A 26,288-nucleotide genomic window follows, 5' to 3' on the forward strand; every position below is an offset into this window, starting at 1 on the left:
GGCGTGCAGTTCATGCTCGCCGACATGGCCATGAAGCTCGAAGCCGCCCGCCAGCTCACCTACGCCGCCGCCGCGAAGAGCGAGCGCGTCTCCGCCGGAAGCGAGAAGGAGGCCCTCACCTTCTTCGGCGCCGCGGCCAAGTGCTTCGCCTCCGACGTCGCCATGGAGGTCACCATCGACGCCGTCCAGCTCCTCGGCGGCTACGGCTACACCCGCGACTACCCCGTCGAGCGCATGATGCGCGACGCCAAGATCACCCAGATCTACGAAGGCACCAACCAGGTCCAGCGCATCGTCATGGCCCGCAACCTCCCGTAGGGGACCCTGCCCCGCCGCACCCCCTATCCCCCATCCGTTGAAAGGAGACAGGCCGTGACTCTGAAGATCGCTGTCTGTGTGAAGTACGTCCCCGACGCGACCGGCGACCGCGGGTTCGCCGACGACCTGACGACCGACCGCGAGGCCGTCGACGGCCTCCTCTCGGAGCTGGACGAGTACGCGGTCGAGCAGGCGCTGCGCATCTCGGAAGAGTCCGACGACGCCGAGGTCACCGTCGTGACCGTGGGCCCGGACGACGCCAAGGACGCGCTGCGCAAGGCGCTGTCGATGGGTGCCGACAAGGCCGTCCACGTCAACGACGAGGACATCCACGGCTCCGACGTCATCGCCACCTCCGCGATCCTGGCCAAGGCCCTGGAGAAGACCGGTTTCGACCTGGTCGTCTGCGGCATGGCCTCGACCGACGGCACGATGGGCGTCCTGCCGGCCCTGCTCGCCGAGCGGCTGAACGTGCCGCAGGTGACGCTGCTCTCCGAGGTCTCGGTCGACGGCGACACGGTGAAGGGCCGCCGCGACGGCGACTCCGCCACCGAGCTCCTGGAGGCCCCGCTCCCGGCCGTCGTCTCGGTCACCGACCAGTCCGGCGAGGCCCGTTACCCCTCCTTCAAGGGGATCATGGCCGCCAAGAAGAAGCCGGTCGAGGAGCTGGACCTGGACGACCTGGACATCGACGCCGACGAGGTGGGCCTCGCCGGGTCCTGGACCCTCGTCGACGCGGTGGCCGCGCGCCCGGCCCGTACGCAGGGCACGATCGTCACCGACGAGGGCGACGGCGGCAAGCAGCTCGCCGCCTTCCTCGCCACCCAGAAGTTCATCTGACCTGCCGTCAGCCAGACACCCACTCAGGAGCAATGAATCATGGCTGAGATCCTGGTTCTCGTGGACCACGCCGACGGTGCGGTCCGCAAGCCGGCCCTCGAACTCCTCACCCTGGCCCGCCGCATCGGCGAGCCCTCGGCGGTCGTCCTCGGCGCCGGCGAGGCCGCCGCCTCGATCGCCGCCAAGGCGGGCGAGTACGGCGCGGCCACCGTGTACGTCGCGGACGGCGCCGAGTTCACCGACCAGCTGGTCGTCCCGAAGGTCGACGCGCTGACCCAGCTCGCCAAGGAGAAGGGGGCCGCCGCCGTCCTGGTGACCTCCTCCGGCGAGGGCAAGGAGATCGCCGCCCGGGTCGCGCTGCGCCTCGGCTCCGGTCTGATCACCGACGCCGTGGAGCTGGAGGCCGGCGAGAACGGCCCGGTCGCCACGCAGTCCGTCTTCGCCGCCTCGTACCAGGTGCGCTCGACGGTCTCGCACGGCGTCCCGGTCATCACGGTCAAGCCGAACTCCGCCGCCCCGGAGGCCGCCCCGGCCGCCGGCACGGTCGAGAACGTCGCCGTCGCCTTCACCGGCAACGCCGCGAAGGTCGTCTCGCGCACCCCGCGCGTCTCCACCGGCCGCCCCGAGCTGACCGAGTCCGCGATCGTGGTCTCCGGCGGCCGCGGCGTCGGCGCCGCCGAGGGCTTCGCGGTCGTCGAGAAGCTGGCCGACTCGCTCGGCGCGGCCGTCGGCGCCTCCCGCGCCGCCGTGGACGCCGGCTGGTACCCGCACGCCAACCAGGTCGGCCAGACCGGCAAGCAGGTCTCGCCGCAGCTGTACGTCGCGGCGGGCATCTCCGGTGCGATCCAGCACCGGGCGGGCATGCAGACGTCGAAGACGATCGTGGCCGTCAACAAGGACCCCGAGGCCCCGATCTTCGACCTCGTGGACTACGGCGTGGTCGGCGACCTCTTCGAGGTGCTGCCGCAGCTCACGGACGAGATCGGCGCCCGCTGACCGTCCTCGCCGCCCAACGGTAAGGGGCGGGTGAGTGGCACTCTGTGCCACTCACCCGCCCCTTTCGTGTCGTCGCGCGGCTCAGAACCAGCCGTCGAGCGGGACCTCCTCGCAGAGCCGGACGACCGGCCTGCGACCGGTCACGCCGACGCCCGAGGAGAGCTTGACCCGGACCCCTGGGCGCACCGCGTGCAGCGGCCCGTCGACGCGGCAGCGGACCACGAAGCCCTCCGTCATGTGGACAGGCCAGAGGTCGGCGTCGGCCGCGGCGACCCCGCGCCGTACGGAGATCACGCCCTCGCCCCCGCTGAGTTCGGGCGAGAGGTCCGTCGACCCGCAGGTCGGACAGAGCAGGCGCTGGAACGTCGTGGTGTGGCACCAGCGGCAGCGCTGGAAGTAGAGCTCGGAGTCGGGTGCCGACTCGTCCACCTGGACGGCGGTCCCGCTCCTCAGTCCCGTGTGGAACACGATGCCTTCTCCTTGCACTCGGCGGCTCGACCGTGCAGGGCAAAGATATGGCACTGAGTGCCATCAAATAAAGACCTGAGTTCCCTCAATTCGAGATACCGAGAACCCAGGGGCATCGGGAGGGGCCGGGACTTCCCCCAGCCCTCTCCTCACTCCTTCCGTCAGTCCTCGCCGAGGCTCGACTCCACCTCGCGCACCACGCGCCACATGGGGGTGGACCGCTTGGTGATCACCACCACGACGTCCTCGGTCTCCTCGGCCGGCGCGTCCGCGACCGCGTCCGGGCTCCAGGTGGCGCGGACGAACTCCAGGGCCCGGTCGACCTCGGCCAGCGGGTCACCCTCGCCTCCCGAGCGCAGCCAGTGGCGCAGGGCGTGGTTGTGGGCGGCGACGACGGCCGCCGCGACCACGTTGGCGCGCAGGGTGCCGTCCCGGCGGTCGGCCCAGCGGGTGCGCAGATAGTCGCCGAGGGTCTTCTCGTACCGCCAGACGACCGAGAGCTCGTACGTCCGCAGTCCGGTCACCTCGCGGGTGAGCCGGTAGCGCTGCACGGAGAAGGTCGGGTTCTCGGCGTACATCCGCATGACGAGCCGGGCGGCGTCGCAGACGCGGACGACCGGGTCGTCGGAGTCGGCGCTCGCGGCGAGGAAGCGGGTCATGTCGGCGAGGCACTGCTCGTGGTCGGGGAAGACCACGTCCTCCTTCGACGGGAAGTACCGGAAGAAGGAGCGGCGGCCGACGCCCGCGAGCGTGACGATGTCGTCGACGGTGGTCTGTTCGTAGCCGCGCTCAAGGAAGAGCTGGAAGGCCGCGGCGATGAGGGAGTCCCGCATCGCGGGCTTCGGAGTGTTCGTCGAGGCTGTTCCCATGGCCCGAACCTAACACTCGGACCGGCCGATGCGGCACTTGGTGCCGGGAGAATCCGGCACCGAGTGCTGCATCGGGGGTACGGAGGCTCAGCGCGGGGCCATGCGCAGGGCGCCGTCCATCCGGATCGTCTCGCCGTTGAGGTAGTCGTGCTCGGCGATCATCGTGACCAGCCGGGCGTACTCCTCCGGGCGCGCGAGGCGCTGCGGGAAGGTCACGCTCGCGGCGAGACCGGCCCTGACGTCCTCCCCGAACCCGGCCATCATCGGGGTGTCGACGATGCCGGGGGCGACGGTGACGACCCGGATGCCGAACTGCGCGAGGTCGCGGGCGGCGGTGACGGTCATGCCCGCGACGCCCGCCTTGGAGGCGGCGTAGGCGATCTGGCCGACCTGGCCCTCGAAGGCGGCGATCGAGGCGGTGTTGACGACGAGGCCGCGCTGCCCGTGCTCGTCGGGCTCGTGCCGGGCGATGCTCTCGGCGGCGAGCCGCATCACGTTGAACGTCCCGAGCAGGTTGACGTTGAGGACCGTACGGAACAGGTCGAGGTCGTGCGGCCCCTTACGGCCCAGGATGCGGGCGGAGGGGGCGATGCCCGCGCAGTTCACGGCGAGCCGGAGCTCGGCGCCGTCGGCGTCGATCGCGGCCAGGGCCTCGCGCACCTGGTCCTCGTCGGTGACGTCCGCGGCGAACAGGCGGACGCCGTCGGGCAGCGGCCCGGCGGCCGCGACGGCCTTGTCCAGGTCGAGGCCGTAGACGGCGGCGCCACGGGCGGCGAGCGCGGCGGCCGTGGCGGCGCCGAGGCCGGAAGCGGCGCCGGTGACGAGAGCGGCGGAGCCGGCGATGTCCATGGAACTCCTCGTTCGTGTCGTGCGGGTGGGACCCTGCCGCCGGGGTGGCCGCCGGATCGGGCACATGCCCGCGGTGGACCGCGCGGTCCGCGCGATCTGCGCCGCCCACCATAGAACCGCAGGCAGCGCCCCCGGAAGCGGAACCAGGACATCCCCGAGCGGTGGTCGACCGGTCGTACACTTCCGCCATGGGGCGAACGAGTGACGCGCGGGAGCGGATCCTGACCGCCGCGAAGACGCTGATGCTGTCGCGCGGCTACTCCGCCCTGGGCGTGGCGGAGATCTGCAAGGCGGCCGGAGTGCCGAAGGGCAGCTTCTACTACTTCTTCGCCTCCAAGGAGGAGCTGGCCCTCGCGGTCGTCGACGAGCACTGGACCGCCCAGCGAGCCGAGTGGACCCGCGCCCTGGACCGGGACGTCCCTCCCCTCCAGGGGCTGCGGAGGCTCTACGACGTCACCGCGGCCGAGCTGCGCGCCGGGCAGCGGAGCTGCGGCACCGTCACGGGCTGCCTCCTCGGGAACCTGGCCCTGGAGATGAGCACCGGCACGGCGACCGTGCGCGAGCGCCTGCGGGAGATCTTCGACGAGCAGGTGGCCCTGGTGGAGGAGACCGTCGCCGAGGCCCGCGGGCGCGGCGAGGTCACCGTCGCCGACGACCGCGGGGCCGCGCGCGCCCTCGTCGCCCAGCTGGAGGGCCAGGTGCTCTTCGCCAAGCTGTACGACGACGTGGGGCGCTTCGACGTCCTGTGGGCGAACTCCCTGGCCCTGCTGGGCGCGAGGGTCTCCTCTCCTTCGGTCTGAGCTTCCGTCAGAAGGGCTTGGTCGGCAGGTACTTGCCGTCGAGCGTGATGACGGCACGCTCGCCGCCCTCGGGGTCGGCGACCTTCTCGACGTGGAGCTTGAAGTTGATCGCGGAGATGATGCCGTCGCCGAACTCCTCGTGGACCAGGGCCTTGAGGGTGGTTCCGTAGACCTGGAGCATCTCGTAGAAGCGGTAGATCGTCGGGTCGGTCGGGATGCCGCCGTCGATGGATCCCCGGGTGGGGATCGTGCGCAGCAGCCGTACCGCGTCCTCGTCGAGGCCGAGGAGCTCGGCGACCGCCCGCGCGGCCGGCTCCGGCAGGGCGTGCTGGCCGAGCACGGCGGCGGTGGTGAAGGCGACGGAGAACCCTGCGGCGTCCGCGATCTGCTGCCAGGTCAGGTCCTTGACGGTCTTGGCCTCGACGGCGGTGAGGGCGAGCTCGCGGCGGGCTGTGGGGTCGAACTGGGCGTGCACCATGAGAGGTACTCCTTCTTCCTGGAGGGGTTTCGGGGATCAGGCGGCGGCGACGGCGGGGCGGGCGACGGTGTCGAGCTCCTCGACGGAGCCCTGGGCGATGTCGAAGACCCAGCCGTGCAGCCGGATGTCTCCCTCGGCCAGCGCACGGGCGACCGAGGGGTGGGTGGCGAGGTTCGCCAGCTGGGCGGCGACGTTCTCGCGCACCAGGGCGGACACGTCCCCCTGGCGGCCGGTCGCGGCGGTGCGGGCCAGGGAGGCGTCCGCGTGCCGCAGCCAGGCGGCGACGGCGGGAGCGGAGCCGAGGTCGTGGCCCTCGGCGAGCGCGGTCATCGCGCCGCAGGCGGAGTGCCCGCAGACGATGACGTCCCGCACGCCGAGGACCGCGACGGCGTACTCGACGCCGGCGGACACCGCGTCGCCGGCCGGGGTGTGGGCGGGGACGAGGTTGCCGGCGGTGCGGATGACGAAGAGCTCGCCCGGGTCGGTCTGGGTGATCAGTTCGGGGACGACGCGGGCGTCGGAGCAGCCGATGAAGAGGGTGCGGGGACGGTGGACGGTGGCCAGGCGGGCGAAGAGCCCGGCCTTGGCAGGGAAGACCTCCCGCTGGAAGCGGTCGATTCCCTCGGCGAGATGAGGCATGCCTTCACCCTGCACGACCAGGGGCTATAGCGTCCAAGACCGGTCATCGATATCTGCCATAGATGAAATCTATAGTCGATCTAGACTGGTCCCATGCAGCCGGAACTCCGCCACCTCCGCTATCTCCTCGCCGTCGCCGAGCACGCCAACTTCACCCGCGCCGCCGAAGAGCTCCGCATCGCCCAGCCCACGCTCTCCCAGCAGATCAAGCAGCTGGAGAAGGCCCTCGGGGTCCAGCTCCTGGACCGCACCGGCCGGACCGTGCGTCTCACGGACGCCGGGGAGACCTATGCGCGGTACGCCCGTGGCGCGCTCCGGGACCTGGCGGCGGGCGAGCGGGCGGTGCTCGACGTACGGGACCTCTCGCGCGGCCACCTCCGGCTCGCGGTCACCCCCACCTTCACGGCCTACCTGACGGGTCCGCTCGTCGCCGCGTTCCACACGCGCCACCCCGGCATCACCGTGGAGGTGCGGGAGCTGCCGCAGGACCGCGTCGAGACCGAACTCCTCGCCGACCGCCTGGATCTCGGCATCGCCTTCGAGGGCGTCCACCTCCCGGGCATCGAGGCCGCGGAGCTCTTCACCGAGACCCTGGGGCTCGTCGTCGGCCCCGCCCACCCGTACGCGGGCCGCACCGAGCCGCTGCCGGTCGCGGAGTTGATGGATCATCAGCTCGCGTTGCTGAGCGAGGACTTCGCGACCCGGCGACACATCGACGCGTACGTGGCCGAGCACCGGGTCCGGCCCCGGATCGCGGTGGAGGCCAACTCCGTCAGCGCGCTCACCGAGATCGTGCGTCGTACGGCGCTGGCGACGGTCCTCCCCGACGCCGTCACCCGGGACCACCCGTATCTGACGCCCGTTCCCCTCTCCCCCGCGCTCCCGTCCCGCGGCGTCGCCCTCCTGCGCCGCTCCGGCGGCTACCGGAGCGCGGCGGCGGAGGCCTTCGCCGCACTGGCGAGGGAGGGCACGGAGGGGTAGGAAGCCACGCCGGATCATCCGATCGGCTGACCCCGGGGTCCACCGTTGTGCCCCGCGGGTGCAGCCGGGCCGCCGACGGGGCGCGCCGCGGAACGACCCCAGGATGGAAGGGAGAGAGCGGGTCGGTCCCCCGACGGCCCGCGCAGTTCCCCGAGTTCACTGGAGCAGACCCCATGAAGCACGTGAAGAAGGCCTCCTCGCGCACCCGTGTCGTGACCGGCGGCGCGCTCGTCGCGGCCCTCGCGCTCGGCGGCTTCGGTGCCTACTCCGCCAGCGCCACCGACGAGGACACGACGGCCGCCCCGGCCGCCGCCGCCGCGAAGACGGACGCGAAGAACAAGAACACGACGCGCTCGACGCACCTGACGATCGAGGCCGCGACGAAGGCCGCGCAGGCGACCCTGGACGCCGCCGAGAAGGAGAACCAGCGGGTCTCCGTCGCCGTCGTCGACCGCAACGGCAACACGATCGTCACCCTGCGCGGCGACGGCGCCGGACCCCAGTCCTACGAGTCCGCCGTGAAGAAGGCGTACACCGCCGTCTCCTGGAACGCCCCCACCTCCGAACTCGCCAAGCGCCTCACCAACGCCCCCACCCTCAAGGACATCCCCGGCACGCTCTTCCTCGCGGGCGGCGCCCCCGTCACCGCCAAGGGCGCCCCCATCGCCGGCATCGGCGTCGCCGGCGCCCCCTCCGGCGACCTCGACGAGAAGTTCGCCCAGGCCGGCGTCGCCACCCTCGGCAAGTAGACCGAGGGGGCTGCGCCGCCGGGCTCTACTCGGGCCGCGCCAGGCCCCGGCTGATGACCAGCCGCTGGATCTGGTTCGTCCCCTCGAAGATCTGCATGATCTTCGCCTCGCGCATGTAGCGCTCCACGGGGAAGTCGCGGGTGTAGCCGTAGCCGCCGAGGACCTGGACGGCGTCCGTGGTGACCTTCATCGCCGTGTCGGTGGCGATGAGCTTGGCCGCGCTGGCCTGGCGGCTGAAGGGGCGGCCGAGGTCGCGGCGGCGGGCCGCGTCCAGGTAGGTGGCGCGGGCCGCGTCGACCGCGGCGGCCATGTCGGCGAGGAGGAAGCCGAGGCCCTGGTGGTCGACGATCCGCCGGCCGAAGGTGGTGCGTTCGTTGGCGTAGTCCACGGCGGCGTCCAGCGCGGCCTGGGCGAGGCCCGTCGCGCAGGCGGCGATGCCGAGGCGGCCGCTGTCGAGGGCGCTGAAGGCGATCTGGAGGCCCTGGCCCTCCTCCCCGATGCGCCGGTCGGCGTCGAGGAGGGCGCCGTCCCAGTACGCGGAGGTGGTCGGGACCGCCTGGAGGCCCATCTTCCGCTCGGGCAGGCCGAAGCTCAGCCCTTCGGCCTCGCCCGGGGCGAGGAAGCAGGAGATGCCGTGGCTGCCGGGGGCGGTCCGCGCGAAGAGGGCGTAGAAGTCGGCCTTGCCGCCATGGGTGATCCAGGCCTTGGTGCCGGTCACGCGGTAGCTGCTGCCGTCGTCCTGGAGCTCGGCCTTGCAGGAGAGGGCGGCCGCGTCCGAGCCGGCCTGCGGTTCGGAGAGGCTGTAGCCGCCGATGGCCCGGCCCTCCAGCATCGCGGGCAGCCAGCTCTCCTTCTGCTCCGCCGTGCCGAAGGTGTGGAGCGGGTGGCAGGCCAGCGTGTGGACGCTGGTGGCGACGGCGACGGCCGCCCAGCGCGCGGCGAGCTCCTCCAGGACCTGGAGGTAGACCTCGTACGGCTGGCCTCCGCCGCCGTACTCCTCGGGGTAGGCGAGGCCGAGGAGCCCGGCCTCTCCGAGGGTGGTGAAGAGACCTTCGGGATAGGTCTCGGCGGCCTCGTGCTCGTTCACCCGCGGAGAGAGCTCCTTGTCGGCGATCTCCCGGGTGAGGGCGATGAGGTCCGCCGCTTCGGGGGTGGGAAGCAGGCGGTCGACATCCATGGCGACTCCAGCGGCGCGCAAAGTGGTACTGGGGCAGGTACTGCAGTACCGCTTAGCGTAGCGCAGGAGGGAATCGGCGTAACCCCCTCGCCGACCCCCTCAGCAGGGCTCAAGGCCTCGGCGAGGCGCGGCCTGGAATACTGGCGGCGTGATCGAGACCTCCTCCGCCGACGCCCCGAAACTGACGGGTCGCGGGGCGGCGCGCCGCACCGCCCTCTTCGAGGAGCTCGTCGCCCTGCTCGTCGGCGAGGGCTTCGCCCGCCTGACGCTCGACGACCTCGCCGCCCGCCTGCGCTGCTCGAAGCGCACGCTGTACGGCCTGGCCGGCAGCAAGGAGCAGCTCGTCCGGGCGGCCGTCGTGCACTTCTTCCGGCGCGCCACGGCCCGGGTCGAGGCGGTGCTCGCCGCCGCGACCGACCCCGCCGAACGGCTCGCCGCGTATCTCCGCGCCGTCTCGGCCGAGCTGGCACCCGTCTCGCCGCAGTTCTTCGACGACGTCGCCGCCTTCGAGCCGGCGGCCGAGGTGTACGAGCGCAACACGCGCGCGGCGGCCGGCCGGGTCCAGCAGCTCATCGAGGAGGGCGTGCGCGCGGGCGTCTTCCGCGAGGTGCACGTGACCTTCGCGGCGGACGTCATCTCCTCGGTGATGGTCCGCATCCAGCGGCGCCAGGTGGCCGCGGCGACCGGTCTGGCCGACGCCGAGGCGTACGAACAGCTCGCCGAGCTGCTCCTCAGCGGCCTCCGCAAGGCCTGAACGGCCACCTGGACGGACATGGCCGGTTCACGCCCACGTTCGATCACTCTGTGCAGGTGATCCATTACTGTGTGCGGCGCCAGTGACCACTCCGTCCCCAGGGAGACCTCCGCGTGGAGCGCAGCCGTACCGCCTTCAGGATCCGTGCCGTCCTCGCCGCCATGGGCGTGACCGCCGCCCTCGCCGCGGCCCCCGCGGCGCAGGCCGCACCCTCCGAGACGCCCACCGCGCACCGGCCCGGGGCGGCCTCCCTCACCGCTCCCCCGGAGCCCTGCACCGGGGAGTTCCAGGACGACAAGCGGCTGGGCCCGAAGTTCCTGCCGAAGAAGTGGCAGGAGCCGGTGGGCCCGCTGCTCAACCGCTACCACCGGACCGGGAAGCTCTCCTCCGCCGACTTCCTCAGGAAGTACTGGGAGGGCCCGGCCGACACCGGCAGCTGGAAGTACCCGCCGAACGACGGCTTCGGCGAGGTCAACGGCACCGTCGACAAGGCGCCCGAGCTGCTGGAGGAGGGTGAGCGCCTCGACCGCTTCGGCTCGGAGTTCGGCTCCTACCTGGCACCGGCCGGCGACGCCTACGCCAAGCGCGCGCTGCCCCCGCAGAACCTCAACACCCGTGACGCCGCCTTCCCCTGCGACTACCACCTGTACGAGGTGACGCGGGAGTTCGTGGTCTGGGAGGGCTCCATCGCGCCCTGGTTCGAGCAGCCCGGCGGCGGCCGCCAGATCAAGCTGGACCCGGCCTTCCTGAACCCGGGCGAGGGCCAGCGCCTCAGCGTCAAGTGGCTGCTCGACAACGGCTATCTGGTGCGCGTCCCCGCGTGACCGACCGCCACGCGCTGGAACGGGCACTCCGGGAGGCCGGGGTGCCCGCGGCGTACTACTGGATCGAGGGCGTCCACGAACCGGCGCCCACCCCGCCCGACTTCGTCTATCTGCGGACGAGGCCGGGCGGGGCCGGGGCCGGCCCGGCGACGTGGGAGACCGGGGTGTACGAGCGCGGGGTCCACGAGCCCGTCGCGACACACGACACCGAGGCCGCGGCCTGCGCCCACCTCCGGACGCTCCTCGGCGCGTAACCCCACGCCCCACGCCCCCATAACCCCACACCCCCGCGCCCCACACCCCCCGCGCCCCTTAATTCAGGCTGTGCGTTAAACCTCAAGGAAATCGCCCCGCGAGTCCCGGCAGCGGTATGTTTCGGTCAGGACTACTTCACCAGGGGGCCCAGTGACCACGCGGAACGGCCGCACGGTACGTGACCTGCGGCGCGAGAACCGCACCGCCGTCCTCCACCGTCTGTACTTCGACGGGCCGATGAGCCGCTTCTCGCTGGGGCCCGCGACCGGACTGAGCTCGGGCTCCGTCAGCAACGTGGTCGCCGAGCTCGTCGCGGAGGGCCTCGTCGAGGAGGCCGGCAGCGTCGACTCGGCCGGCGGACGGCCCCGCACCCTGCTGCGGGTCACCCCCGGCAGCGGCTGCATGATCGGCGTCGACGTCGGCGAGACCCGGGTCAGGGTCGAGCTCTTCGACCTCACCCTCACCGAACTCGCCCGCACGGAAAGCCCGTTGGCGGTGGGCACCGCCGACCCGCACGACCGGTACGAGGTCGGGCTCGTCGTCGGCCTCGTCCGCGACGGCATCGCGGAGGTGCTGCGGATCGCCGGCGTCCCTGCCGAGCGTCTCCTCGGCGTCGGCGTCGGCGTGCCCGGCATCGTGGCCCGTACCGCCGAGGACGGCGCCGTCGTGCACGGCCAGACCATCGGCTGGGACGCCGTCCCGCTGGAGCGGCTCCTGCGGGAGGCCGTGGAGCTGCCGGCCTCCGTCCCGTACCGGATCGACAACGGCGCCAAGACGCTCGGCCAGGCCGAGATGTGGTTCGGGGCCGGCCGGGGCGCGCGCAGCGCCGTGGTCGTGCTCTTCGGCTCGGGCGTCGGCGCCTGTGTCGTCACGGACCCGATGGGTCCGGGCCGGGCGCTCGAATGGGGTCATCTGACGGTGCGCGTCCGGGGGCGGCGCTGCCGCTGCGGGTCCCTGGGCTGCCTGGAGGCGTACGCGGGCGCGGAAGCCCTGTTGGAGCGGTGGCGCGAGGCGGGCGGGGCGGCGCCGGCGGGCGCGGACGAGGAGACCGCGCTGACGGCGATGCTGGCCGCCGCGTACCCCGCCGACACGGAGCGGACGCCCGACGCGACGGCGCTCGCCGTCCTGGACGAGACCGCCGAGTACCTGGGCGCCGGCTTCGGCGATCTGATCAATCTCTTCCAGCCCGAGCGCATCCTCGTCGGCGGCTGGGCGGGCCTCCAGCTCGGGGCCCGCTTCCTGCAGACGGTCAAGGGCTACGCGAAGGAGTACGCGCTCACGTACCCGGCGGCCCGGGTCGACATCGCGATGGGCACGCTCGGCCCCGACGCGGTGACGGTCGGCGCGGCGATCCTGCCGCTCGCGGACTTCTTCGCCCGGGGCGGGCGTCGGGCCGAGGCGGAGGCCCCCGAGGAGGAGCCCGCCTGGGCGTCGACCGTACGGGGGCGGGAGGCGCACTGACCGCGCGCCGACCGCTCCCTCAAGGCCCGGACAGGTCTCAGGCGACGGACCCTATGCGGCCGTCGGGCTCGCGGGGGCCTTCGTGGTGGATCGGGGTGTGCGCGCCGGTGAGCGAGGCGCCGGTGCCGCCGCGCCGGTTGGCGACGATCTCGGCGCCGATGGACAGGGCGGTCTCCTCCGGCGTACGCGCGCCGAGGTCGAGGCCTATCGGGGAGCGCAGCCGGGCGAGTTCGAGCTCGGTGACGCCGACCTCGCGCAGCCGCTTGTTGCGGTCCTCGTGGGTGCGGCGGGAGCCCATCGCGCCGATGTACGCGACGGGAAGCTTCAGGGCGGCCTTGATGAGGGGCACGTCGAACTTGGCGTCGTGGGTGAGGACGCACAGCACGGTGCGGCCGTCGACCTCCGTGGACTCCAGGTAGCGGTGGGGCCACTCGACGACGATCTCGTCGGCCTCGGGGAAGCGGGCCGGCGTCGCGAAGACGGGCCGCGCGTCGCAGACGGTGACGTGGTAGCCGAGGAACTTGCCGACCCGGACGAGGGCGGCGGCGAAGTCGATGGCACCGAAGACGATCATGCGGGGGGCGGGGACGGAGGACTCGACCAGGAGGGTCAGCGGCTGTCCGCAGCGGCTGCCGTCCTCGCCGATCTCGACGGTGCCGGTGCGGCCCGCGTCGAGCATCGCGCGGGCCTCGCCCGCCGCGGTGCGGTCCAGCTCGGGGTGGCCCCCGAGCCTCCCCTCGTACGAGCCGTCGGGGCGGACGAGGAGGGCGGTGCCCCGCAGCTCGGCCGGCCCGTCGACGATCCGGGCGAGCGCGGCCGCCTCCCCCGTGGAGGCGGCCGCGAGCGCGGCGGGGAAGACCCCGCCGCGGACCGGGGTGACGAGGATGTCGATGACGCCGCCGCAGGTCAGACCGACCGCGAAGGCGTCCTCGTCGCTGTAGCCGAAGCGCTCCAGGACGGTCTGACCGTCTTCGAGGGCCTGCTGACACAGCTCGTAGACCGCACCCTCCACACACCCGCCGGAGACCGAGCCGATCGCCGTGCCCTCGCTGTCGACGGCGAGAGCGGCTCCGGGCTGCCGGGGCGCGCTGCCGCCGACCGCCACCACGGTGGCGACGGCGAACGTGCGTCCCTGCTCGACCCACCGGTGCAGCTCTTCGGCGATGTCCAGCATTTCGGTCTCCTTGGGTGTGTGCGGAGGGCGACGGTACGGCGTCAGCTGACGCCCAGCCAGCTCTCGATCGGGTGAAGAGCGAAGAACACGATGAAGATCGCCGTCAGGCACCACATGAACGCACCGACCTCGCGGGCCTTGCCCTGCGCCACCTTGATGACGGTGTAGGCGATGACGCCGGCCGCGACACCCGGGGTGATGCTGTACGTGTACGGCATCAGTACGACGGTCAGGAAGACCGGGATGGCGACGGCGCTGTCGCCCCAGTTCACGTGCTTCGCGTTCATCATCATCATCGCGCCGATGACGACCAGGGCGGCGGAGCCGACCTCGCGGGGCACGATCTGGGTGATCGGCGTGAAGAAGAGGCAGGCCGCGAAGAAGAGGCCGGTGATGACGGAGGAGAAGCCGGTTCGGGCGCCTTCGCCGACGCCGGTGGCGGACTCCACGAACACGGTCTGGCCGGAGGCGCCGGAGACGCCGCCGATCGCGCCGCCCGCACCGTCGATGAACAGCGCCTTGGACAGGCCGGGCATCCGGCCCTTGTCGTCGGCGAGGTTGGCCTCGGTGCCGACGCCGATGATGGTGGCCATGGCGTCGAAGAAGCCGGCGAGGACCAGGGTGAAGACGATCACGCCGATGGTGATGTAGCCGACGTCGCCCCAGCCGCTGAAGCTGACGTCGCCGAAGAGCGAGAAGTCCGGGGACTCGACCGCGCTGCCCTTGAGCTCGGGCGCGCCGTTGGCCCAGGAGCCAGGGCCCTTGGCCGGGATGTCGGCGACCGCGTTGACGATCAGGGAGATGACGGTGCCGGCGACGATGCCGATGAGGATCGCGCCCGGGACCTTGCGGGCCTGGAGTGCGAAGATCGCGAGCAGGGTGACGGCGAAGATCAGGACGGGCCAGCCGACGAGTTCACCGCCGGATCCCATCGTGATGGGCGGGCCGAACTGCGGGCCGGCGCCGACGAAGCCGGCCTTGTTGAAGCCGATCAGCGCGATGAAGAGGCCGATGCCGATGGTGATGCCGTGCTTGAGCGCGAGCGGAATCGCGTTCATGATCATCTCGCGGAGGCCGGTGACCACCAGGAGACAGATCACCAGACCGTAGACGACGCACATGCCCATGGCCTGCGGCCAGGTCATCTGGGGCACGACCTGGGTGGCGAGCACACCGGAGACACTGAGACCGGCCGCGAGGACGAGCGGCACCTTGCCGATGAAGCCCATCAGCAGGGTGGTCACCGCCGCCGCGAGGGCGGTCGCCGTGATGACGGCGGAGGAGCCGAGGACGTTCTTCTCGACGTCCGGGCCTCCGAGGAGGATCGGGTTGAGCAGGAGAATGTACGCCATCGCCATGAAGGTGGTGACGCCGCCGCGGATCTCCGTCGCGACGGTGGATCCTCTCTCCGAGATGTGAAAGTACCGGTCGAGCCAAGAACGGCCGGCGGGGACGTTGGAGCCGGAGCCCGCGTCCTCCGATGCGGTCTTGGGCTCCACGGACGACTGGGTCATGGGGCCTACTCCCAAGGTTCAAAGGGGCACCCGCATCAGACTTCGAAGGGATTCTGATCTGGTTGAAGCTGCGGGATTTGGGATGGTGCGTGGGCTGCACGACCCGGGGGACGGCCCGAGACGAACGGATGTGAATCGGCACTGCAGGTACTTCGGGGGTACTGCGGGTACTGCGGGTACTGCGGTGGTGCTGGTACTAGTACTGCCGGTGGTGCCGGTACTGCGGGTACTGCTGGGGGGGAAGTACTCCGGGCGGTGCGGGCGGGGGAAGTGTGACGTTCCTTGGGAGGCACACACCGCCCGGAGAGTCCTACAGGGTGCCGGTGAGCGCCTCGGGGCGGACCGGCGTCTTGTTGAGCTCCAGGCCCGTCGCCGCCCGGATCGCCGCGAGGACGGCCGGGGTGGACGACAGGGTCGGGGCCTCGCCGATGCCCCGGACGCCGTACGGCGCGTTGGGGTCGGCCAGCTCGAGGTAGTCGACCGGGATGGTCGGCGTGTCGAGGATCGTGGGGATCAGGTAGTCCGTGAAGGAGGGGTTCCTGACCTTCGCGGTCTTCGGGTCGACGATGATCTCCTCCATCACCGCGACGCCCAGGCCCTGGGTGGTGCCACCCTGGATCTGGCCGACGACGGAGAGCGGGTTGACCGCCTTGCCGACGTCCTGGGCACAGGCCAGTTCGATGACCTTGACCAGGCCGAGCTCGGTGTCGACCTCCACCACCGCGCGGTGCGCGGCGAAGGCGTACTGGACGTGTCCGTCGCCCTGGCCGGTGACGAGGTCGAAGGCCTGGGTGGGACGGTGCCTCCACTCCTCCTCGACCTCCACGGCCCGGTCCTCCAGGACGTCCGCGATGGTGGCGAGGACGTCGCCGCCGTCGGTGACGACCTTGCCGCTCTCCAGGAGGAGTTCGGCGTGGGCCCACGCGGGGTGGTACGAGCCGAACTTGCGCCGGCCCATCTCCAGGACCTTCTCGCGGACGATCTCGCAGGAGTTCTTGATGGCGCCGCCGGTCATGTACGTCTGGCGGCCCGCGGAGGTCGAACCGGCCGAGCCCACCTGGGTGTCGGCGGGGTGGATGGTGACCTGCTGGACGCCGAGCTCGGTACGGGCGATCTGCGCGTGGATCGTGACGCCGCCCTGGCCGACCTCCGCCATGGCGGTGTGGACCGTGGCGACGGCCTCGCCGTTGATGACCTCCATGCGGATCTTGGCGGTCGAGTAGTCGTCGAAGCCCTCGGAGAAGCCGACGTTCTTGATGCCGACGGCGTAGCCGACGCCCCGCACGACGCTCTCGCCGTGCGTGGTGTTGGACAGGCCGCCCGGCAGCGCGCGGACGTCCGCACCCTCGCCGGCGGTCTCCCACTGGCGCTCCGGCGGCAGCGGGCGGGCCTTGACCCGGCGCAGCAGCTCGGCGACCGGGGCCGGCGAGTCCACGACCTGGCCGGTCGGCATGATCGTGCCCTGCTCCATGGCGTTGAGCTGGCGCAGTTCCACCGGGTCCATGCCCAGCTTCGCCGCGAGCTTGTCCATCTGGGCCTCGTACGCGAAGCAGGCCTGGACCGCTCCGAAGCCGCGCATGGCGCCACAGGGCGGGTTGTTGGTGTAGAGGCCGATCGCCTCGATCTCGACGTCCTCGATGACGTACGGGCCGACCGAGAGGGACGAGGCGTTGCCGACGACCGAGGCCGTCGACGACGCGTAGGCGCCGCCGTCGAGCACGATCTTGCACTTCATGTGCGTGAGCTTGCCGTCCTTGGTGGCGCCGTGCTCGTACCAGAGCTTCGCCGGGTGCCGGTGGACGTGCCCGAAGAAGGACTCGTACCGGTTGTAGACCATCTTGACCGGCTTGCCGGTGCGGAGCGCGAGGATGGAGGCGAGGATCTGCATCGAGATGTCCTCGCGGCCGCCGAACGCGCCGCCGACACCCGCCATCGTCATGCGGATCTTCTCCTCGGGCAGGCCGAGGCAGGGGGCGATCTGCTTGAGGTCGGAGTGCAGCCACTGGGTGGCGACGTACAGGTCGACGCCGCCGTCCTCGGCCGGCACGGCGAGGCCGGACTCGGGGCCGAGGAAGGCCTGGTCCTGCATGCCGAAGGTGTACTCGCCCGTGACGATGACGTCGGCCTTCTTGGCGGCCTCGGTCGCGTTGCCGCGGATGATCGGCTGGCGGTGCACGATGTTCGGGTGCGGGACGTGACCGGAGTGGTGGTCGTCGCGGTTCTCGTGGACCAGGATCGCGTCCGGAGCGGTGGCCGAGGCCTCGTCCGTGACGACCGGGAGCTCCCGGTACTCGATCACGATCTTCGCGGCGGCGCGGCGGGCGGTCTCCGGGTGGTCGGCGGCCACGAGGGCGACCGGCTCACCGTGGTGACGGACCTTGCCGTAGGCGAGAACCGGGGTGTCCTGGAACTCCATGCCGTAGTTCTTCGCGGCCGGCAGGTCCTCGTGTGTCAGGACGGCGTAGACGCCGTCCAGCGCGAGGGCCTCGGAGGTGTCGATGGACACGATCTCGGCGTGCGCGACGGTGGACCGCAGGATCTGGCCCCACAGCATGTCCTCGTGCCACATGTCCGAGGAGTACGCGAACTCGCCGGTGACCTTGAGGGTGCCGTCGGGGCGGAGCGTGGACTCGCCGATGCCGCCCTTGACGTGGTTCTGCGTGACGTCGGTGGGGGTGCCCACCGGAACGGTGCGTGTGTTCTGAGTCATCGTCAGACCGCCTCTTCCTGACGCTCCTGGCGAGCGGCCGCGAGGCGGACCGCGTCGAGGATCTTCTCGTAACCCGTGCAGCGGCAGAGGTTGCCGGAGAGCGCCTCGCGGATGTCCGCGTCCGTCGGGGACGGGTTGCGCTCCAGCATCTCGTCGGCCGCGACCAGCAGACCGGGGGTGCAGAAGCCGCACTGGACGGCGCCGGCGTCGATGAACGCCTGCTGGATCGGGGAGAGTTCGACACCCTCGCCGGTCTGCGAGTCCTGACCGGGCTTCGCCTCCCACCGCTTGGCGGCGTCGAGCGAGGTGCCACAGGTGCCGGTGGCGCAACCGGCGTGCTCCGCGCGGTCCTTGGCGAACTCCGCGAGGCCCTCGACGGTGACGACCTCGCGGCCCTCGACCTGGCCGGCGGCGACGAGGCAGGAACAGACCGGCACGCCGTCGAGGCGGACGGTGCAGGAACCGCACTCGCCCTGCTCGCAGGCGTTCTTGGAGCCGGGCAGGCCCATCCGCTCACGCAGGACGTAGAGGAGGGACTCACCCTCCCAGACGTCGTCGGCTTCCTGGGGACGGCCGTTGACCGTGAAATTGACGCGCATGGTTATGCAGCTCCCTCAAGCGTGCGACCGGTTCCGCGGTACTGCTCCCAGGTCCAGCCGAGCTGGCGGCGGGCCATGATGCCGACGGCGTGGCGGCGGTACTTGGCCGTGCCTCGGACGTCGTCGATCGGGTTGGCGGCGCCCGAGCAGAGGTCGGCGAACTGCTTCGCGATCGACGGGGTGATGATCTTGCCGTTGTCCCAGAAGCCGCCCTCCTCCAGAGCCGCGTTCAGGAAGGCCTCGGCCTCCTTGGCGCGGATCGGGGTCGGCGCGGCGGAGCCGATGCCGGTCCGCACGGTCCGGGTCTCCGGGTGCAGGGCCAGGCCGAAGGCGCAGACGGCGATGACCATCGCGTTGCGGGTGCCGACCTTGGAGTACTGCTGGGGGCCGTCCGCCTTCTTGACGTGGACGGTCTTGATGAGCTCGTCGGGCTGGAGCGCGTTGCGCTTCACGCCCGTGTAGAACTCGTCGATCGGGATGAACCGGCTGCCGCGGACCGACTCGACCTCGACCTCGGCACCCGCGGCGAGCAGGGCCGGGTGGGCGTCACCGGCGGGCGACGCGGTGCCGAGGTTGCCCCCGACGCCGCCGCGGTTGCGGATCTGCGGGGAGGCGACCGTGTGGGAGGCGAGCGCCAGACCCGGGAGCTCGGTCCGCAGGTTCTCCATGATCTGGGTGTACGGAACGGACGCGCCGAGGCGGACGTTCTCCTCCCCGACCTCCCACTCGCGCAGCAGCTCGATACGGTTCAGGTCCAGGAGGTACTCGGGGCGCCGGTGGTCGAAGTTGATCTCGACCATGATGTCGGTGCCACCCGCAATGGGCACGGCCGTGGGGTGCTCGGCCTTGGCGGCGAGCGCCTCCTCCCAGCTGGCGGGGCGAAGGAAGTCCATGGTGGCTCTCTTCTAGTGCTTCTAGTGATCGGGGGTCGAACGCATGGGCCCGGGGGGACGGCCGGCCCTCGACTTTCTTATTCATGTGCTGTTAACGCGGTGTGTGGCCTAGTACACAAGCCCACCTTCGCCCGGGTGCAGTCACCGAAAACATGAAGGAGTTGGCTGGTGCCCGTCGTCGTCTTGTAGATTCGAACGAAAGGCGGAGAACGGCAACCTCTCCGTTTTCCCCTGGAAACGGTGGCACCACGCCACCGTCGACAACGCGACACCACGAAGACCCAAGACCCACCACCACCCACTCGAAGGAACGGCGGCGACACGATGCGGCTGCGCGCACTGCTGGAGAACGACGCGCTGGGGCTGCGCCTGCTCGGCGGCGAGGACGAGCTGGACCGCACCGTCCGCGGCGTGATGACGACTGACCTCAAGGATCCCAGCCGGTACCTGTCCGGCGGCGAGCTGGTGCTCACCGGTCTGGCCTGGCTGCGGGAGCCGGAGGACGCCGAGCCCTTCGCCCGGATCCTGGCCTCGGCCGGGGTGGCCGGCCTCGCGGCGGGCGAAGCGGAGCTCGGCGACATTCCCGACGATCTCGTACAGGCGTGTTTGCGCCATCGGCTGCCGCTCTTCGCGGTGAACGAGACCGTTGCGTTCGCGACGATCACCGAGCACGTTGTTCGACAGGTCTCCGGCGAGCGGGCCGGCGACCTGGCGGCCGTCGTCGACCGGCACCGGCGGCTCATGACGTCCGGCCCGGCGGGCGGCGGCCCGGAGGTCGTCCTCGACCTGCTCGGCTCCGACCTGGACCTCCGGGCCTGGGTCCTCTCCCCCACCGGCCGCCAGATCGCGGGCGCGGGCGAGCCCCTCGACAACGGCCTCGCGGCCACCCTGGCGGGCGAACACCTGGCCGCGACCCGGACCGGCCGGCGCGGCCCGCACCGGCTGAGCGTCGCCGGAGCCACGTACTCGCTGTTCCCGATCCGCAACACCGGCCGCGGCCCCGCCCCCGCCTCCCGGGACGTGCGCGAGACGGTCCTGTCGGACTGGCTGCTGGCCGTCGAGGCGGACGCCGGGGACTGGCCCGCCGCCCGGCTGGACCTGCTCCAGGGCGTCACCCAGCTGATCGCCGTCGAGCGGGACCGGCGCGACGCGGCCCGTACGGTACGGCGCCGGCTCGCCCAGGAGGTCCTGGAGCTGGTGCAGACGGGCGCCGCGCCCGCCGAGATCGCCGCCCGCCTGCGGGTCGCGGCCCCGGTGCTGCTGCCCGGGCTCGGCACGGCCCCGCACTGGCAGGTCGTCGTCGCCCGCGTCGAATGGGAGCAGGAGGCCGGTCAGGGCACCGCCGTGGAGGGCGGCCCGGTCGCCCAGGCGCTCCTGGAGGAGATCCTCGTCGACCCGGCGACCGTCGGCGCCGAGTCCGCGGACCGGATCGCCGTCGCGCACAGCGGCGACGAGGCGATCGCGCTGGTGCCGCTGGCCGCCGCGCCGCTGCCGGACAGCGAGGACGAGGGCCAGGCGACCGCGCTCGGACTGCACGCGGACGCGCTGCTCGCCGCCGTACGCGCCCCGCTCTCCTCCGGCCTCGCCGACGACGGGCGGCTCACGCTCGGCGTCAGCGCGGCCGTGCACTCCGCGGAGGGCCTGCGCGGGGCCCTGGAGGAGGCCAGGCACGCCCGCCGGGTCGCCGCGGCCCGTCCGGGCCGGGTCTGCGCCGCGGGCCACCACGAGCTCGCCTCGCACGTCCTGCTGCTGCCGTTCGTCCCGGACGACGTCCGTCGCGCGTTCACGGCCCGGCTGCTCGACCCGCTGCGCGACTACGACCGGCGCCACCGCGCGGAGCTCATCCCGACCCTGGAGGCCTTCCTCGACTGCGACGGCTCCTGGACGCGCTGCGCCACCCGGCTGCACCTGCACGTGAACACGCTGCGCTACCGGGTGGGCCGGATCGAGCAGCTCACGGGTCGCGACCTCTCCCGCCTGGAGGACAAGCTCGACTTCTTCCTCGCCCTCCGGATGAGCTGATCCACGGGTATCCGCATCCGGCGAATTCACTCTTTCGGTGGAGTCCGTCGGAGTGACATCCGGGCTGGTGGCGGCCCCTCGGCCGGTGTGGCCGAGGGGCCGCGCCGGCGCCTGATCCCGGGCCTGACAGCGATCTGACGGGCTGTCGGCCACTGCCCGGACGGTGGCGTCCGCACGCACCGGACTCTTGTGAATTCTTTCACCTGACCCCTTGGCCAGGTGCTGCCCTTCGTGCTGAGATGCGGGTCTACTCAACAGCTCAATGGCGCGCTCGGGGAGGGCAATGTGGCGGATACCGCCATGTCTGGTTCCGAATCAAGGGGTGGCGAAGATCCGTCCCTCGCCTACGGCAAGGAGACTCCCGTGGAGACCGCCATATGGCGGCTCCGCTCCCGAGGTTGTTGGACGGACGCGGCAGCACTGCTCGCTCCGTACGCGACCGAACCGGCCGCCGCGCTCGAACGGGCGGCCCTGCTGATCGAGCGCTGTCTCTACACCGAACAGGGCTGGGCCGAGGCCGAGGAGGCCCTCCGGACCGCCGAGGCGGTCGCCCGCACCGACGAGGAGCGCGGGGCCGCCGCCTGCGAACGCGGCTATCTCGCCTACGCGTCCACGCTCCTCGGGGTACGGGACCGGGCCGACGAGGCCCGGATGGCGCTGGGGCGCGCGGCGGCGCTGATCGGCCCCTCGGCAGGGGGCCGGCCCCTGCTGGACTTCCGGCGCGGGCTCATCGCGCAGAACCTCGGCGACTCCCCGCAGGCGGCCCGCGCCGCGTACCGCAGGGCGCACGCGGGGGCGACGGACCAGGGGGACTCACTGCTGCTCTCCTCCACCTGGCGCCATCTCGCCGGACTCGCCCTGAGGGAGGGCGAGTTGGCGGAGGCCCGGCACGGTTTCGCCGAGTCGCTGCGGATCCGCGAGGAGTTGGGCTATCTGGTCGGCACGGCCCCGGCCCTGACCGCCCTCGCCGACACCGAGACGGAACCGGAGGCCGGCCGGCTGCGGGCGGAGGCACGCCGCCTCTTCCGTCTCCTCGGCGGCGTCCCGACCTGGCTATCGGCCCAGCTGACCCCCCGGACCGCGACCTGAAATCACCGGCGGGAACGCCGAAGTGACGCTCTCTCAGGTGTTGTGCGTTGTGCCCCGCGCCGCGGCGCGGGGCACAACGCCGCGTCGCGGCCGCGATCGACCGTCGCGACCCTCCGAGGTCACCGTTCGCCGGACGACCGGATGACGACCTTCTCCCGGGATGCCGGAACGAGGCACATCAGGCTCTCGTCGGTGCCGACGAGCAGCGCGCCCGCGCCGGTGACCGCGACCGCGCGGACCGGGGGGCCGGGGCGGAAGGAGAGCGTCGCGCCGCCTTCCGGGCGGTGGAGCTCGACGAGGCCGTCGGCCCAGGCCACGGCGACCAGGGGGCCGTGCGGGGTCTCCGCCGCGTGCAGGGAGACCACCGGGGAGCGGCGCTCCGCGAGGGGTTCGGGGCGCGGGTCGCGGCCCGGGGTCCAGAGCCGTACCGTCCCGTCGGCACCCCCGGAGCACACGAACGGCGTCTCGGACTCCACCGCGGCGACCGCCGTGACCCGGCCGCTGTGCGGGGCCGCCTGGTGGAGGCCCGTGAGACCGAAGGCGTGCACCGAACCGAGCCGGTCCCCCACCACGACCGAGCCCGCGATCGCCGCGAGGGCCGTACCGGGGTGACGGGCCAGGGTCTTCGAGACGGCCTCGGTGAGACGCTCCAGGTACGGGGCCCTGGGCACCGTTCCCCGGACGGAGTGGAGCCTCCCCTGGTCGTCCAGGAGCAGGACCGTGCCGTCCGGGGCGGGCGCGAGCGCCGTGACCCGGCCGGGGACGGTGTGCGGGAGGCGCCCGGCGGAACTCGCGTCGGCCTCGTGGAGCAGGCGCACGGTCCCGGTGTGGTCGCCGACGAGCAGCGTGCCCTCCAACGGGCCGCCCGCGGCGCCGAGTACGGCGACGGGACCCGGCCAGGGCGGTGTCAGGTCGCCGCGGTTGCGGGACCAGCGGAGCCGCCAGGCGGAGCCTGCGGCGAGCTCGGCCAGCGCGGGCCGCAGCCGGGGGTCGGCACCGTCCCCCAGTGCGGCGAGGAGCACCAGCGCCCGCTCCGCCGGTTCCTGTGCGCGGCAGAGCGACTGCCCGGCGCGCAGCCAGGCGGTCCTGAGCCCCCCGCGGTCGTCGACGGCGGCGCCGCCGGGGCCTTCGCCGGTTCCGGTGACGTACGCGGTGGTGACGAGCAGCGGGTCGGCGGCGCACACGGCGAGCGGGTCGGAGAGGTCGGGGAGCGGGCGTACGGGCTCCGCGGGGGCGGCGGCGTCGGGGCCGGGGCCGGGGCCGGGCTCGCCCTCCAGGTCCACGACCGTGGCCCGGCGTGCGGCGCGCAGGGTGTCGGGGGCCGGGCTGCCGGTCCGGGCCTCGACGGCGAGCCGGATCCGGCCCACCCCGGCGAGTTCGCCGATGAGCTCGGTGAGCGCGGCGGGCTCGGCGGCGGCGTGGAGGTCCGTGAGGAGGAGGACGGCCCGGCCTGAGGGCCGCGCCTCGCTGGTGGCGAGGGCGTGGACGAGTTCGTCCGGCGACCTGGCCACCACCCCGAGCAGGTCGGCGATCGTCCAGGTCGCGCCGAGGGCGCTCTGCCCGGCGAGCGGGACGAGCACCCGGGGTGTGCGGCGGCGCCGGCGGCCGGAGCGCGGGCCGTACGCGGCGAGCCAGTCGAGGAGGGCCGTCTTGCCGCTGCCGGGTGCGCCGGTCACGAGGCAGAGCCGGGGGGCCTCCGGGTCGGTGAGCCAGCCGAGCAGGGCCGCGGCCTCGGCTTCCGTGCCGGTGAGGGCTCGGCGTCCCTCCCGTGCCGGGGGCGGGGTCGCGGACGGCATGGGGACACCTCACGGGCGACGCGGTGCGGGCGGGCTGACGTCACCGACCTTAATGCGCGGGACGCCTCCCGGGCGATCAGTACTCCGATCCGGCGAAGTGCTCCCGTACGAGCGACTGGACGACCGGAAGGTCCTGGGCGACCAGGGCGTCGAGCAGGGCCGTGTGCTCGGCGGCGTCGGCGACGAGCTCGCCGTGGCGGAGGGCGGGGGCGCTGATCAGCGGCCACTGGGAGCGCCGGTGGAGGTCGTCGGCGACGGCGAGCAGCTGCTCGTTCCCGGCGAGGGCCAGGACCGCCCGGTGGAAGGCGCGGTCGGTCTCGGCGTAGTGGGCGCGGTCGCCCCGGGCGGCGGCCGCCCCGGTCGCCTCGGCGAGCGGGCGGAGCTCGGCCCAGCGGGCGGCCGGGACCGTGCGGGCGAGCCGCAGCATGACGGGGACCTCGATGAGCGCGCGGACCTCGGCGAGCTCGGCGAGCTCGCGCGGGGTGCGCTCGGTGACGCGGAAGCCGCGGTTCGGGACGACCTCGACGGCCCCCTCGACGGCGAGGCGCTGCATGGCCTCGCGGACGGGGGTGGCCGAGACGCCGAAGCGCTCGGCGAGGGCGGGTCCCGAGTACACCTCGCCCGGCACGAGCTCGCCACCGACGAGGGCGGTACGGAGGGCTTCGAGGATCTGGTCGCGGACGGAGTGCCGGTGGACGACGCGCGGGGCGGGGACGGGCGCGGGCGCGGGGCGGGTCGTCGCCGGTTCGCCGTGCGTGTGCTCGCCGCGGGCCTGTTCGGTGCCGCGGGCCTGCTCGGTGCGGCGAGTCCGCTCGGCGCCGCGGGCCCGTTCCTGTTCGGTGCCGCGGACCTGTTCCTGATCGGTGCCGCGGGCCTGTTCCGGTACGCGTACGGCGTCGCCGAAGGGCGGGTACGACCTCTCCGTCGCCCGCTCGCGCGCTGCGCCCTGCTCCACCCGGGTCCTCCTGCGGCCTCGTGCCGGGCCCGGCTCGCGTCGCCCGGGTCCCCTGTGCACCATAGGCGAACGGACCGACATATGGGGCACGGGGACCGTCCCGCGGGCGGGCGCGGTCCGAGCGGTGGTGAGAGCGGATCGAGTTTCGGGTAAGGTAAGGCTTACCTGCTAACGATCGCGATTCGGTGGCCTCATGACCGTCCCCGCCCTGTTGCCCGCACCCCTCACCTCGCCCGTCGCGGCCTCTTACGCCCGGCTCGCCGAGGTCTTCTCCGGTCTGCGGATAGAGGAAACGGCCCGGGACGAACAGCTGCCCCGCGGCGCGGGCTGGGTCGGCGCCGACGAGCTCGCGGCCGGCGGAGCCGCCCTCGACGCCTTCCTCGCCTGGGACAACGCCCAGGTCCTGCGCGACTACGGCACCCAGGCCCGCCCCGACGTCGTCGCGAGCTTCGGACTCCACCGCTACGCCTGGCCCGCCTGCCTCCTCGTCACCGTCCCCTGGTTCCTGCACCGTCGGGTGCCCCGACTGCCCGTCGCGAACGTGTCGTTCCAGCGCGCGCTCGGCCGCATGTCGGTCGGCGTCGAGGAGTTCGCCTGCCTGCCCGACGACCCCGCCGCCGGCCTGCCCGGCGCCCGGGTCGTCGCCGACGAGGAGGCGCTGCGGACCGAGGTGCGCGCCTCGCTCGCCGAGCACTTCGAGGCGGTCCTCGGCGGTTTCGGCCCCCGGATGAAGCGCGGCCGCCGGGCCCTGTGGGGCATGGCCACGGACGAGATCGTCGAGGGCCTCTGGTACATCGGCGCCCTGCTCGGCGAGGAGGAGCGGGCGATGGCCGAGCTCGACCTCCTCCTGCCGGGCTCCACGGTCACCCGCAAGCAGCACAAGCCGTACGCCGGATCGGCCGGCTTCCGCGAGCTCGCCGGGACCCAGGGGCCGGACGGCGCGCCGCGCGCCACCCGCGACCGGGCGACCTGCTGCTTCTTCTACACACTGCGCCCCGAGGACACCTGCCTCACCTGCCCGCGCACCTGCGACACCGAGCGCGTCCGTCGCCTGGCCGCGACCGCCTGAGGCTCCCGG

At 72.7% G+C, this 26,288-nt stretch carries 26 protein-coding genes; 13 read left to right on the forward strand and 13 right to left on the reverse strand.

What is annotated here, in order from left to right:
- The 3 genes from ACFC0G_RS10870 to ACFC0G_RS10880 all read left to right on the forward strand — a co-directional run.
- Positions 1-318: acyl-CoA dehydrogenase family protein (locus ACFC0G_RS10870; RefSeq protein WP_376400550.1), on the forward strand; the 318-nt coding region annotated here is incomplete at its 5' end.
- 54 nt (positions 319-372) lie between these two features.
- The gene (locus ACFC0G_RS10875; RefSeq protein ID WP_055640741.1) at positions 373-1,158 is read left to right on the forward strand and encodes an electron transfer flavoprotein subunit beta/FixA family protein; all 786 of its coding nucleotides are present in this window, start codon (positions 373-375) and stop codon (positions 1,156-1,158) included.
- A 39-nt stretch (positions 1,159-1,197) separates the two neighbouring features.
- The gene (locus tag ACFC0G_RS10880) at positions 1,198-2,154 is read left to right on the forward strand and encodes an electron transfer flavoprotein subunit alpha/FixB family protein (RefSeq protein WP_376400554.1); all 957 of its coding nucleotides are present in this window, start codon (positions 1,198-1,200) and stop codon (positions 2,152-2,154) included.
- A gap of 81 nt (positions 2,155-2,235) precedes the next feature.
- On the opposite strand, the gene ACFC0G_RS10885 is transcribed toward ACFC0G_RS10880, so the two are convergent.
- The 3 genes from ACFC0G_RS10885 to ACFC0G_RS10895 form a co-directional block, all read right to left on the reverse strand.
- Positions 2,236-2,622, reverse strand: a complete 387-nt coding sequence (locus ACFC0G_RS10885) for a zinc ribbon domain-containing protein (RefSeq protein ID WP_376400557.1) — start codon at positions 2,620-2,622, stop codon at positions 2,236-2,238.
- 161 nt (positions 2,623-2,783) lie between these two features.
- On the reverse strand, positions 2,784-3,491 hold the full coding sequence (locus tag ACFC0G_RS10890) for a TetR family transcriptional regulator (RefSeq protein ID WP_376400560.1): 708 nt from the start codon (positions 3,489-3,491) through the stop codon (positions 2,784-2,786).
- Between the two features lie 87 nt (positions 3,492-3,578).
- The gene (locus ACFC0G_RS10895) at positions 3,579-4,340 is read right to left on the reverse strand and encodes an SDR family NAD(P)-dependent oxidoreductase (RefSeq protein WP_376400563.1); all 762 of its coding nucleotides are present in this window, start codon (positions 4,338-4,340) and stop codon (positions 3,579-3,581) included.
- Positions 4,341-4,528: 188 nt separating this feature from the next.
- Between ACFC0G_RS10895 and ACFC0G_RS10900 the strand changes: the two genes are divergently transcribed.
- Positions 4,529-5,140: a TetR/AcrR family transcriptional regulator gene (locus tag ACFC0G_RS10900; protein WP_376400566.1), complete on the forward strand. Its 612-nt coding sequence runs from the start codon at positions 4,529-4,531 to the stop codon at positions 5,138-5,140.
- A gap of 7 nt (positions 5,141-5,147) precedes the next feature.
- On the opposite strand, the gene cynS is transcribed toward ACFC0G_RS10900, so the two are convergent.
- Both cynS and ACFC0G_RS10910 read right to left on the reverse strand, forming a co-directional pair.
- Positions 5,148-5,618 carry a cyanase gene (gene cynS, locus ACFC0G_RS10905; protein WP_376400569.1) on the reverse strand — a complete coding sequence of 157 codons (471 nt, stop codon included), beginning with the start codon at positions 5,616-5,618 and terminating at the stop codon, positions 5,148-5,150.
- Between the two features lie 36 nt (positions 5,619-5,654).
- The gene (locus ACFC0G_RS10910; RefSeq protein ID WP_376400572.1) at positions 5,655-6,257 is read right to left on the reverse strand and encodes a carbonic anhydrase; all 603 of its coding nucleotides are present in this window, start codon (positions 6,255-6,257) and stop codon (positions 5,655-5,657) included.
- A gap of 93 nt (positions 6,258-6,350) precedes the next feature.
- Here ACFC0G_RS10910 and cynR point away from each other — a divergent pair, with 93 nt between their 5' ends.
- Positions 6,351-7,238: a transcriptional regulator CynR gene (cynR, locus tag ACFC0G_RS10915; RefSeq protein ID WP_376400575.1), complete on the forward strand. Its 888-nt coding sequence runs from the start codon at positions 6,351-6,353 to the stop codon at positions 7,236-7,238.
- A 182-nt stretch (positions 7,239-7,420) separates the two neighbouring features.
- Positions 7,421-7,987, forward strand: a complete 567-nt coding sequence (locus ACFC0G_RS10920; protein WP_376401422.1) for a heme-binding protein — start codon at positions 7,421-7,423, stop codon at positions 7,985-7,987.
- A gap of 25 nt (positions 7,988-8,012) precedes the next feature.
- Here ACFC0G_RS10920 and ACFC0G_RS10925 read toward each other — a convergent pair whose 3' ends face one another.
- Entirely contained in the window at positions 8,013-9,164 is a 1,152-nt protein-coding gene (locus tag ACFC0G_RS10925; protein ID WP_376400577.1) for an acyl-CoA dehydrogenase family protein, read from the reverse strand.
- Between the two features lie 148 nt (positions 9,165-9,312).
- Here ACFC0G_RS10925 and ACFC0G_RS10930 point away from each other — a divergent pair, with 148 nt between their 5' ends.
- The 4 genes from ACFC0G_RS10930 (at position 9,313) to ACFC0G_RS10945 (ending at position 12,458) form a co-directional block, all read left to right on the forward strand.
- A complete protein-coding gene (locus ACFC0G_RS10930; RefSeq protein WP_376400580.1) occupies positions 9,313-9,918 on the forward strand; it encodes a TetR/AcrR family transcriptional regulator in 606 nt (201 codons plus the stop codon).
- A 161-nt stretch (positions 9,919-10,079) separates the two neighbouring features.
- Entirely contained in the window at positions 10,080-10,742 is a 663-nt protein-coding gene (locus ACFC0G_RS10935; protein ID WP_376401425.1) for a TNT domain-containing protein, read from the forward strand.
- On the forward strand, positions 10,739-10,996 hold the full coding sequence (locus ACFC0G_RS10940; RefSeq protein WP_376400583.1) for a hypothetical protein: 258 nt from the start codon (positions 10,739-10,741) through the stop codon (positions 10,994-10,996). The genes ACFC0G_RS10935 and ACFC0G_RS10940 overlap by 4 nt, the downstream gene beginning before the upstream one ends.
- 151 nt (positions 10,997-11,147) lie before the next feature.
- Positions 11,148-12,458 carry an ROK family protein gene (locus ACFC0G_RS10945; RefSeq protein WP_376400585.1) on the forward strand — a complete coding sequence of 437 codons (1,311 nt, stop codon included), beginning with the start codon at positions 11,148-11,150 and terminating at the stop codon, positions 12,456-12,458.
- Between the two features lie 37 nt (positions 12,459-12,495).
- Here the strand turns inward: ACFC0G_RS10945 and ACFC0G_RS10950 are convergent, their stop codons facing one another.
- From ACFC0G_RS10950 to ACFC0G_RS10970, 5 genes are all read right to left on the reverse strand, one after another.
- Positions 12,496-13,632, reverse strand: coding sequence for an XdhC family protein (locus ACFC0G_RS10950; RefSeq protein WP_376400588.1), 1,137 nt, complete (start codon positions 13,630-13,632; stop codon positions 12,496-12,498).
- A gap of 41 nt (positions 13,633-13,673) precedes the next feature.
- Positions 13,674-15,146: an NCS2 family permease gene (locus ACFC0G_RS10955; protein ID WP_376400591.1), complete on the reverse strand. Its 1,473-nt coding sequence runs from the start codon at positions 15,144-15,146 to the stop codon at positions 13,674-13,676.
- Between the two features lie 310 nt (positions 15,147-15,456).
- On the reverse strand, positions 15,457-17,856 hold the full coding sequence (gene pucD, locus ACFC0G_RS10960) for a xanthine dehydrogenase subunit D (protein ID WP_376400594.1): 2,400 nt from the start codon (positions 17,854-17,856) through the stop codon (positions 15,457-15,459).
- 2 nt (positions 17,857-17,858) lie between these two features.
- A complete protein-coding gene (locus ACFC0G_RS10965; protein ID WP_376400597.1) occupies positions 17,859-18,455 on the reverse strand; it encodes a (2Fe-2S)-binding protein in 597 nt (198 codons plus the stop codon).
- Positions 18,456-18,457: 2 nt separating this feature from the next.
- A complete protein-coding gene (locus ACFC0G_RS10970; RefSeq protein WP_150264953.1) occupies positions 18,458-19,348 on the reverse strand; it encodes a xanthine dehydrogenase family protein subunit M in 891 nt (296 codons plus the stop codon).
- A 324-nt stretch (positions 19,349-19,672) separates the two neighbouring features.
- Here ACFC0G_RS10970 and ACFC0G_RS10975 point away from each other — a divergent pair, with 324 nt between their 5' ends.
- Together ACFC0G_RS10975 and ACFC0G_RS10980 are read left to right on the forward strand one after the other, a co-directional pair.
- Complete coding sequence (locus ACFC0G_RS10975; RefSeq protein ID WP_376400600.1) at positions 19,673-21,370, forward strand: PucR family transcriptional regulator; 1,698 nt, start codon at positions 19,673-19,675, stop codon at positions 21,368-21,370.
- A gap of 300 nt (positions 21,371-21,670) precedes the next feature.
- Complete coding sequence (locus ACFC0G_RS10980; RefSeq protein WP_376400603.1) at positions 21,671-22,459, forward strand: hypothetical protein; 789 nt, start codon at positions 21,671-21,673, stop codon at positions 22,457-22,459.
- A gap of 119 nt (positions 22,460-22,578) precedes the next feature.
- Here ACFC0G_RS10980 and ACFC0G_RS10985 read toward each other — a convergent pair whose 3' ends face one another.
- Both ACFC0G_RS10985 and ACFC0G_RS10990 read right to left on the reverse strand, forming a co-directional pair.
- On the reverse strand, positions 22,579-24,255 hold the full coding sequence (locus tag ACFC0G_RS10985; RefSeq protein WP_376400606.1) for a WD40 repeat domain-containing protein: 1,677 nt from the start codon (positions 24,253-24,255) through the stop codon (positions 22,579-22,581).
- Between the two features lie 76 nt (positions 24,256-24,331).
- On the reverse strand, positions 24,332-25,210 hold the full coding sequence (locus ACFC0G_RS10990; RefSeq protein WP_376400608.1) for a GntR family transcriptional regulator: 879 nt from the start codon (positions 25,208-25,210) through the stop codon (positions 24,332-24,334).
- A gap of 193 nt (positions 25,211-25,403) precedes the next feature.
- On the opposite strand from ACFC0G_RS10990, the gene ACFC0G_RS10995 reads away from it, so the two are divergent.
- Positions 25,404-26,279 (forward strand): (2Fe-2S)-binding protein, encoded by an 876-nt coding sequence (locus tag ACFC0G_RS10995; RefSeq protein WP_376400611.1) that lies wholly within the window; start codon positions 25,404-25,406, stop codon positions 26,277-26,279.
- The last annotated feature ends 9 nt before the right edge of the window (positions 26,280-26,288 follow it).

Origin of the sequence: Streptomyces sp. NPDC056169 (assembly GCF_042268445.1) — a bacterium.
In the GTDB taxonomy this organism is placed as follows: Bacteria; Actinomycetota; Actinomycetes; order Streptomycetales; family Streptomycetaceae; genus Streptomyces.